Raw genomic sequence first — 9,761 nt, 5'->3', positions numbered from 1 at the left:
ATCTGCTGATCATAGATATTATGATGCCGAAGCTGGATGGCATCCGGGCTACTTTGAAGATAAGGGAAGAGAATCCTCTTCCGATCATTATTCTTTCTGCGAAATCAGAGGATGCAGATAAGATCCTTGGATTAAATGTAGGGGCAGATGATTATGTAACCAAGCCCTTTAATCCCCTGGAACTGGTGGCAAGGGTGAAATCACAGCTTCGAAGATATACAAGGCTGGGAGCAGCAATACCTGTGGAGAATGCTCATATCTACGAGACAGGAGGTCTGAGCATAAACGATGACCTGAAGGAAGTCAGGGTGGACGGTGATGTGGTGAAGCTGACACCTATTGAGTACAATATCCTGTTTCTTCTGATGAAGAATCAGGGAAGGGTATTTTCCATTAATCAGATCTACGAAAACATCTGGAATGAGGAAGCAGTTGCAGCAGATAATACAGTGGCAGTGCATATCCGGCATATCAGAGAAAAAATTGAGATTAATCCAAGGGAGCCAAGATACCTGAAGGTTGTGTGGGGGCTTGGATATAAGGTGGAAAAAATTTAACCAAATCAAGTAAGTCCCCTGCTTCAATTGCGAAAAGCAATAAGCAGTGGGTGGGGACTTGCTTGTATCAGGAGGCGTGCAAGCGCATTCTGATAAACTGCGAAGCAGTTATTTGGTTATGAGCAAGTAGCAAAGCGGATTGCGAATATCCGCTTGACAAAGTAATAAATTAAATAAAAAAGGAAAGGGACAAACATTATGAAGGGAAAAGGATACAGAAGCAGTTCTGTCAAGGCAATCTGGATCGTGATCGCGCATCTGGCAGCAGTTGCAGCAGCAGTCTGTGCAGCTATGTTTGTGATGATCTATCAGACTGGAATCCGCCTGGATGACAGAGGCAAAAGTTACACAGAATCAGAAGCATTTGAGAAACAGGTCAGCAACAGAGGATCAGATATTCTGGTCAGTCTGGCAGCGCAGGATGACATTAACTATCTGAAAAATGCTGGTTCATCGGCAGTGATTGATCTGGCAGAATTTGAGGAAAAAGGAAACACCCGTGATTCCATCAGAGACCTTTCTCTGAAAAATACTTCCGGGCTTGCGTACTCTGTAAGTGATCTTCTGGAGTGGGGAAAAGACTGGGAGGCAAACTATTATGAAGGTGTTTATGACGAAGATTCACAGGTCATAAGATGTGAATCTTCTGACGGAACCAGCCACTATTTTTATCGGACTGACTTTAAAAAGATGGTGGCAGATGGAACACTGAAAATTAATTACAATACAGATTTTCTTGAAGAAGATGATTTCGAATCAAAGACCGAGTCCGAGAAACTGGATACCGTAGCAGATGAACTTTATTACAGATATACCTCACAATCAGAGAATATCGGCAACGTTACGGATACCAGAACAAACACAGAATATCCGGGATGTTTTTTCGTAGAACTGAGTCAGCTGGACGAGAAATTTGCACCACAGGGAGCTGAGAATATCCTGGATGCGGTAAACAAAAGCACGGAATGGAATGGGAGACTGGAGGATGCATATAAGGAGTTATTCACACTTCTGGACTGCATCCGTGCCATACAGTCAGATGAACAGTTCAATGATTATGAAACATCACTGGCATCCGTCTTTCACAGCGTGGGAGACTATACCGAAGGGAGTACCAACCTCACATATCTTTTCGCAGATAAAGAAACACAGACAATCTATACAAATAAAAAAGCGTACAGCAGTTACGCACAGCTGGAGCAGAACCTTGAGAAAATATTTAAGGAAAAAGCATATGCAGTTGTTTACCCGGAATTAAGTGAGTGTGTTACAAATATTCCGGGTGCAGATCTGCAGGTGTGGAATCATACCATTGATCAGAGCTTTGACACAAAGGATTTTGTATTTGCAGTTTCGGTTGATACGAAATTTTCTGTGGCAGATTCCATGGCTGATGAGGCAGAGAACTATGAGACATATTCAAAGCTTATGTTTCCGATGCTGGCAGGAGCAATCTTCGGAAGTGTGCTCTGGCTGATCGGTATGGTGTGGCTGACTGTGACAGCAGGAAGGAGACCAGAGGATGAAGAAATACATCTGAATGGATTTGACAGATGGTATACAGAAATTGCGGCAGGAACAGTAATCGGTATATGGCTGGCAGGAACGATCATATCGGGAACCTTGATCGCCAACTCATCATTGGGTTACAGTCATGTAGTAGTGACAGTGATTGTTATCTGTCTCATATGTGGGACTTATACAATGGCATGGTTTCTGATCGGATATCTCAGCCTGGTAAGAAGAATAAAGGCAGGAACCTTATGGAAAAACAGTCTGATTAGAAAAGTTCTGAAATGGATTGGAAAATGCAGTGGGAAGCTTGCCGATTTTGCCAGAGCTTTTTCCAGAAATACAGCAGAAAAAATAAAAGTTCTGCTTGTGGGAGGTGCATTTTTATTTTTGCAGTTCCTGATCATCGGCTGCGTATTCAGTGGTGCAGGAGTATTCCTGCTGGCATTGATGGCTGTAGATGTGGCTGTTATGATTTTCGCCATCAGAAAAGCAGACGGACTGGATCTTATTATGGATGGTCTGAAAAAAATAAGCGATGGAGAACTGCAATATAAGATCAAAACAGATACACTTACCGGAAAACAGAAGGTGATGGCAGAATATATCAACAATATTGGCAGTGGTCTGGATGCTGCTGTGGAGAACAGCCTGAAAAAAGAAAGGATGCAGACAGAGCTGATCACAAATGTTTCCCATGACCTGAAAACACCTCTGACTTCCATTATCAATTATGTAGATCTGATGAAACGGGAAAATCCGACAGATCCGAAAATACAGGAATATTTACGCATCCTGGATGAGAAATCTCAGAGACTGAAGGTGCTCACAGAGGATGTGGTAGAGGCATCCAAGGCAAGCACCGGAAACATCAAGCTGGAGATGAATGATATTGATTTTGTAGAAATGGTGCAGCAGGTGATCGGAGAATTTGAAGAGAAATTCCAGGAGAAGAACCTGACTATGATGGTACATTTCACAGACGAACCGTCCATTATCTACGCAGACGGTCAGAGAATGTGGCGTGTTCTGGAAAATGTATTCGGCAATGTTGTGAAGTACGCAATGGAAGGCACCAGAGTTTATGCAGAGATCAGCAACAGAAATAAAAAAGTAACCTTTTCCCTGAAAAACATTTCAGCACAGCCTTTGAATATCTCTGCGGATGAACTGACAGAACGATTTATCAGAGGAGATGTGGCGAGAAATACAGAAGGAAGCGGACTGGGACTCTCTATCGCAAAGAGTCTGACAGAGCTGCAGGGAGGTGAGTTTAAGCTATACCTGGATGGGGATCTGTTTAAGGTGATGATCACATTTGTAGCAAAGAATTACAGTAAATAATATAACGTAGAACAAAGATAAGGCATAGGCCAGTTTATAAAAACTGTTTTATGCCTTATATTTTTGGCTTGTTATAATAATAGAAAAGAAGTATATTAAAAAATCATAGCGACATAAGAAAAGGGGACATAAAAAATGAATTACAGTTTTAACAGCAGAGTCAGATACAGTGAGACAGGTGAGAACGGCAAACTGACATTACCGGGTGTTTTGAATTATTTTCAGGATTGCTGTACATTTCATGCGGAGTCGGTCGGGCTTGGAGGAGACGTGCTGAAGGCAAGAGACAGAGCGTGGGTTCTTTCTTCCTGGCAGGTAATTGTGGATGAATATCCTGCTATGGGAACGGAAATCAGGATCACGACAGCACCTTATGATTTCAAAGGATTCATGGGTATGCGTAATTTCACCATAGAAACAATGGATGGGAAGAAGCTTGCCTGGGCGAACTCCAACTGGACACATCTGGCCATCAGTACAGGGATTCCGGTGAGACTGACACCTGCAGATACAGACAATTACATACTCGGCGAAAAGCTGGAAATGGATTATGCACCGAGGAAAATCAAACTTCCGGATGACATGACTTCACAGGAATCATTCACAGTGCAGAAGCATCATCTTGACACTAATCATCATGTAAACAACTGTCAGTATATCTGTATGGCAGAAGATTTCCTGCCGGAAGATTTCAAAGTATACCAGATGCGTGCAGAGTATAAGATGCAGGCAAAACTTGGAGATATAATCTGCCCGAAAGCAAAAGCAGAAACAGGAAAGGTGATTGTATCGCTTGATGATACAGACGGAAAAGCATACGCAATTATAGAATTTCAGCAAAAATAACGGTAAAAATCTTCTGAACAGGATGAATAGCAGGACAGAATTGACAAAGATATTTCGGAATTGATGTGTGGTTTTGTGAGAGATTTTTTGAATAAATTATTTACAAACAACAAGAAACAATATATAATACATTCATAAACAACAAGAAACAATATATTGTTAAAAACAAACAACATAAAACCACAAAAAGCGGAGGGTATATATATTATGAAAATTCTGGAATCTAAATTTGTACAGGGATTTATCAAAATGGCAAATGACGGTTATCTTCAGGGATGGCATGAGAGAAACGGCGGAAACTTAAGCTATCGTCTGAAACCGGAGGAAGTAGAGATGATCCGTCCCCGTCTGAATACACCTGGAGAATGGATACCGATCGGGGTAGAGGTTCCGGGATTAGCAGGAGAGTTTTTCCTTGTAACGGGAAGCGGTAAATATTTCAGAAATATTATCGTGGATCCGGAAGTATGTCTTGCGATCATTGAACTGGATGAGACAGGAACAAATTACAGAATCCGCTGGGGCCTGGTTGAGGGCGGCAGACCTACCAGTGAGCTTCCGACTCATCTGATGAATCATGAAGTGAAGAAGAAACTGACAAACGGAAAACATCGTGTTATTTATCATGCACATACGACAAATACAATTGCTCTGACATTTGTTCTGCCACTGGATGATAAGATCTTTACAAGAGAGTTATGGGAATCTGCTACAGAGTGTCCGGTTGTATTCCCGGACGGCGTAGGTGTTGTCGGCTGGATGGTACCGGGTGGAAGAGAAATTGCCATAAAAACAGCAGAATTAATGAAGAAATATGATGTTGTTATCTGGGCACATCATGGAATGTTCTGCTCAGGTGAAGATTTTGACCTGACATTTGGTCTGCTCCATACGGTAGAAAAATCTGCAGAGATTCTGGTGAAGATTCTTTCTATGACTCCAAATAAACTTCAGACTATTACACCGGACAATTTCCGTTCACTTGCAAAAGATTTCAAGGTAAGTCTGCCTGAAGAGTTTTTGTATGAGAAACAGTAAAATAATCAACATACAAGTTGGTACATGTACCGTACAAGTGCTATAATACAGATATTAAGAGATTTTCCGGGTGGGATATGCAGAAAAAAGCCGGAACATCTGAAAGCTGTTGTAAAAGAATATCTGAAAAGCAAAAGGAGAGGTACGAATCATGCTGGAGAAATTAAAAGAGGAAGTTTACAAAGCAAACATGGATCTTCCAAAATACGGACTTGTTACATTTACATGGGGAAATGTAAGCGGAATCGACAGAGAATCAGGACTTTTTGTCATCAAACCAAGTGGGGTTGATTATGATCTGCTGACACCGGATGATATGGTTGTTGTAGACCTGAATGGAAATAAGGTAGAAGGAAAATACAATCCATCTTCTGATACAGCAACTCATGTAGAACTGTACAAAGCATTCCCGAATATCGGAGGAGTTGTACATACACATTCTTCATGGGCAACAAGCTGGGCACAGGCCGGAAGATCAATCCCATGTTATGGAACCACACATGCAGATTATATTTATGGTGAAGTTCCATGTGCACGCTGCCTGGAAGGCAAGGAATTTGAAGAATATGAGAAAAACACAGGACTTCTGATCGTAGACCTGTTTAAGGACAAAGATTATGAAGCAGTACCTGCAGTACTTTGCAAAAACCATGGACCATTTGCATGGGGCAAGGATGCTCATGAAGCAGTACATAATGCAGTTGTTCTTGAGGAAGTTGCCAAGATGGCATCCCGCTGTGAGCTGATCAATCCACAGGTAAAACCTGCACCACAGGATCTGCAGGATAAGCACTACTTCAGAAAACATGGTGCAAATGCATATTATGGACAGGGAAATAAATAATTGCTGATCTGAAAATAAAAGATATGAACTTGTTAAAGATATAAAAAATCTCCCGGATAAGAGTAAGCGCTTCTCTTATCCGGGAGATTTTTTGTAGCAGAAGAAACAAGGAAAATTCTTCTGCCATATTGCAGAAAGTCCGGGCAATTTTCTGCAACTTTATCGAAGGAGGAGAACGTTTCAGGGCAGACCGTTAGCATGAATGCAAAAGATGTCATGATCCTTGAAAGATAATAACAGCTGAACTTTAATATTGTATGGTTCGTTTAATTTGCAGTAAACGGGACAGCAACATTTTATTTTGCACCTTAACAATTACATATATTTACCTTATAATGAACTCATAAGAAAATGCAAGAAATTAGGTTGATATACCGGAATAGTAACAGTAAGGATTTCAGACAACCGGAGGAAATGCATATGAAAGAGCAGCAGGAAAAAATAAGAGTATTAGATCCACATATAATACTGATATTATTTATATCAGCGTTTGTATTCGGCATAGGAATGCTGATGATTTTCCTGGAAAGAAAGGAAATAAGAACAGAGGGATATGAATTTATAATTTTTAGTGTGGAAATATTAATGTTGCTGTTAATCTTGTATTATATGAGAACTGTTGTGCTGAGCAGAGAAGGCTGTACGGTATCCTGGCTGTTTTGGAAGAGAAATTATAAATGGGAAGAGCTTGCTGTTATCAGAGAGGATGTCTGGTATACATATGGTAAAGGAGGGAGCATACGTTATCAGGGGATTGTATTTTCCAAATATGCAGTAAATAAGAAGAAAAAGAAATATACTACCAGGATGATCGTTGATGCGTTTCCGCTTTCAGATTGTTTTTACATTACTTTTGATGAACATGGCAATGTTTTTTCTTATAAATTAGAAAAAGGAAAAAAGCAAGTTATTAGAAAAATGTACGTAAATGTTCGTGAAAAAATGAAGGAATGGGGAGTGGAGGCAGAAAAAGGAGAGGGAATAAAAGAAGAAGAAAAACAAAGACAATATGATGAAATGATAGAATTGAGGAGGCAACAAAGAAAAAAAATTCAAAGCAAAGGAGCAGACTGTACAAATTTAAAAGAATATCAGCAAGAAGTAATAAAGATCAGAGATTTTTTGCAGATAACCATGGTAATACTTATTACGGTACTGCTTATTTGGACAGGGCTGTCTGCTGAAGAGGGAGAAAGAATTCCAATATTGATTCTTGAGTTTTTGATTGATGCACCATTATTGTTTTTCTCTTCAAAAGTCGTAACATTAAGTAAAGAAGGCTGCAAAATATCGTATCTGTTTTTCAAAAAAATGTATAAATGGGAAGAACTTGAAATTATACGTGAAGATTATTTTCCAAGTTTCCGAGACAGGAGAAGCAGAGGGATTGTTTTTTCTAAAAGAAAAAAGAATAAAGCGGGATATATATATACAACACGGGAAATTGTAGGATCAGGTCATATTTTAGAGTGTTTTTATATTGTTCTTGATGCAGATGGAAATATACATTTATATAAGCGTCTGGCAGCAAAGGATGGCAAAACAAAACTGAGAAAAGTAGCTGTAAATATTCCCCAAAAATTAGCGGAATGGGGAGTAGAAATGGAAAAAATGATGAAATATACAGGAGGAACTTATGATTTATAAGAAGATTGAAATTGCAGTAGACGGATATAAAGAAACTGCAGATTTATACACTTATTTTCTGGATAATTCCATTGAAATGCATATCAACAGAAAGCGTCCGGTAGTTGTGATCTGCCCGGGAGGCGGGTATGCTATGACTTCTGACAGAGAAGCAGAACCGATCGCCATGCAGTATCTGGTAAGGGGATATCATGCAGTGATCCTGCGCTATAGCGTAGAACCTGCCAGATATCCACTGGCACTCTTGCAGCTTGCGAAGTCTGTTGCTTTTTTAAGAAAAAATGCTGCAGAGTTTCATATTGATACGAATAAAATTGTTCTGCAGGGCTTTTCCGCAGGTGGTCATCTGGCAGCAAGTCTTGGCGTTTTCTGGAAGAAAGATTTTATTGCACAGACACTTGGGGTAACTTCTGATATGGTGAAACCAAATGGTATGATCTTAAGTTATCCGGTGATCACTTCCGGTGAGTTTGCACATACAGGTTCCTTTGAATGCTTGCTTGGAGAGGATTATAATGATCTTGATAAGAGAAAAGAACAGTCTCTGGAATTCCAGGTATCTAAAGATACACCAACCACATTCCTGTGGCATACAGTGACAGATGATTGTGTTCCTGTAGAGAATTCTCTGTTGTTCTTCAATGCGTTGCGCAAATTTGAAATTCCGGTAGAAATGCATCTTTATCCGGTTGGCGGACATGGTTTAAGTCTTGCAAACGAAGAGACAAGCCACGAAGACGGCGGCTGTGTACAGAAAGAATGCCAGTCCTGGATAGAACTGGCATGCAAGTGGATGCAGAATATATAATACACGATAAAGAATCTGTCTGAGTGTATGTGAAATCGAGTTGGAATAAAATACATTCTGATCTATAGTGAACAGTAACGTAAAATAAGATAATAAAAAATAATAAGGCGGCATTGTGCCGCCTTTATTATTTATGTTATACTGAAATATAAAGCTAATGTCAGAGGATGATGAAAGTATAGTATATTTTTAATTTTCTTTAAAAAGATACTATCACAACAGAAATGGAGATTATATGATTGAGTTAGGAAAAAAACAGAAATTAACAGTAGTAAAGTCCGTAGATTTTGGTGTATATCTGGGTGAGGATATGCAGGCAGATGCAAAGAACCGTGTTCTTCTTCCGTCCAGACAGGTTCCGGAAGGAACAAAAGAAGGCGACAGCATTGAAGCATTTATCTACAAGGATTCTCAGGATCGTCTTATTGCAACAACAAAAGAACCGAAGCTTCAGGTAGGTCAGACAGCAGTTCTGAAAGTCTCTCAGGTAACAAGGATTGGTGCATTCCTTGACTGGGGACTGGAGAAAGACCTTCTGCTTCCATATCATGAACAGACTCTGAAAGTAAGAGAGGGAGAAGATGTGCTGGTAGCACTCTATATTGACAAGAGCAGTCGTCTCTGCGCAACTATGAAGGTTTATCATTATCTTTCCACCAGAACTCCTTATGTAGTGGGAGATATGGTGAAGGGCCGTGTTTATGAGATCAGCGACAGATTCGGTGTATTTGTGGCAGTTGATGATAAATATTCCGCACTGATCCCTGCAAGAGAAGCCAAGGGAAAATACCGCCCGGGCAAGATCCTTGAGCTGCGTGTCAGCGAAGTAAAAGAAGACGGAAAAATGAACGTCACAGATCGTCAGAAAGCATATCTTCAGATCAATGAGGATGCGGAGAATGTCCTTGAAGTAATCAATGAATTTGCAGGTGTTCTTCCATTTGATGACAAGGCATCACCGGAAGTGATCCAGCGAGAATTTGGTCTGAGTAAGGGAGCATTTAAACGTGCCATTGGCCATCTGATGAAGGAAGGCAAAGTAGAGATTAAGGACAAGAGAATCTACGCGAAATAGTAACAGACAAGCAAGTCCCCACCCAATGATTATTGCTTTTCGCAATTGAAGCATGGGACTTACCTGATTCAGTTAAATTTATAAAAATAT

8 protein-coding genes are annotated in these 9,761 nt (G+C 40.2%); all 8 read left to right on the top strand.

What is annotated here, in order from left to right; genetic code table 11:
* A partial coding sequence (locus AC075J_RS16800) for a response regulator transcription factor (protein WP_476390523.1) occupies positions 1–557 on the top strand: 557 nt, incomplete at its 5' end.
* A gap of 198 nt (positions 558–755) precedes the next feature.
* On the top strand, positions 756–3,413 hold the full coding sequence (locus tag AC075J_RS16795; protein WP_118569757.1) for a sensor histidine kinase: 2,658 nt from the start codon (positions 756–758) through the stop codon (positions 3,411–3,413).
* Between the two features lie 135 nt (positions 3,414–3,548).
* Positions 3,549–4,259 carry an acyl-[acyl-carrier-protein] thioesterase gene (locus tag AC075J_RS16790; protein ID WP_008707812.1) on the top strand — a complete coding sequence of 237 codons (711 nt, stop codon included), beginning with the start codon at positions 3,549–3,551 and terminating at the stop codon, positions 4,257–4,259.
* Between the two features lie 207 nt (positions 4,260–4,466).
* Positions 4,467–5,297, top strand: a complete 831-nt coding sequence (gene rhaD, locus AC075J_RS16785) for a rhamnulose-1-phosphate aldolase (RefSeq protein ID WP_118569758.1) — start codon at positions 4,467–4,469, stop codon at positions 5,295–5,297.
* A 151-nt stretch (positions 5,298–5,448) separates the two neighbouring features.
* Positions 5,449–6,141 carry an L-ribulose-5-phosphate 4-epimerase gene (locus tag AC075J_RS16780; RefSeq protein WP_055053591.1) on the top strand — a complete coding sequence of 231 codons (693 nt, stop codon included), beginning with the start codon at positions 5,449–5,451 and terminating at the stop codon, positions 6,139–6,141.
* A gap of 420 nt (positions 6,142–6,561) precedes the next feature.
* Positions 6,562–7,788, top strand: coding sequence for a hypothetical protein (locus tag AC075J_RS16775; RefSeq protein WP_055053590.1), 1,227 nt, complete (start codon positions 6,562–6,564; stop codon positions 7,786–7,788).
* A complete protein-coding gene (locus tag AC075J_RS16770; RefSeq protein ID WP_055058294.1) occupies positions 7,778–8,596 on the top strand; it encodes an alpha/beta hydrolase in 819 nt (272 codons plus the stop codon). The genes AC075J_RS16775 and AC075J_RS16770 overlap by 11 nt, the downstream gene beginning before the upstream one ends.
* A gap of 235 nt (positions 8,597–8,831) precedes the next feature.
* Positions 8,832–9,671 carry a CvfB family protein gene (locus AC075J_RS16765; protein WP_008707806.1) on the top strand — a complete coding sequence of 280 codons (840 nt, stop codon included), beginning with the start codon at positions 8,832–8,834 and terminating at the stop codon, positions 9,669–9,671.
* The last annotated feature ends 90 nt before the right edge of the window (positions 9,672–9,761 follow it).

It is taken from the genome of Blautia sp. ZXY-1-C6 (genome assembly GCF_056339875.1).
The sequence above is the reverse complement of the archived record's forward strand: the minus strand, read 5'-3'. Positions and strand labels throughout refer to the sequence as shown.

Excerpts from the sequence above, each read along its gene's own strand:
- AC075J_RS16795 (WP_118569757.1), top strand. The coding sequence starts at position 756 with ATGAAGGGAAAAGGATACAGAAGCAGTTCTGTCAAGGCAATCTGGATC.
- AC075J_RS16790 (WP_008707812.1), top strand. The coding sequence starts at position 3,549 with ATGAATTACAGTTTTAACAGCAGAGTCAGATACAGTGAGACAGGTGAG.
- AC075J_RS16775 (WP_055053590.1), top strand. The coding sequence starts at position 6,562 with ATGAAAGAGCAGCAGGAAAAAATAAGAGTATTAGATCCACATATAATA.
- AC075J_RS16765 (WP_008707806.1), top strand. The coding sequence starts at position 8,832 with ATGATTGAGTTAGGAAAAAAACAGAAATTAACAGTAGTAAAGTCCGTA.
- rhaD (WP_118569758.1), top strand. The coding sequence starts at position 4,467 with ATGAAAATTCTGGAATCTAAATTTGTACAGGGATTTATCAAAATGGCA.
- AC075J_RS16780 (WP_055053591.1), top strand. The coding sequence starts at position 5,449 with ATGCTGGAGAAATTAAAAGAGGAAGTTTACAAAGCAAACATGGATCTT.
- AC075J_RS16770 (WP_055058294.1), top strand. The coding sequence starts at position 7,778 with ATGATTTATAAGAAGATTGAAATTGCAGTAGACGGATATAAAGAAACT.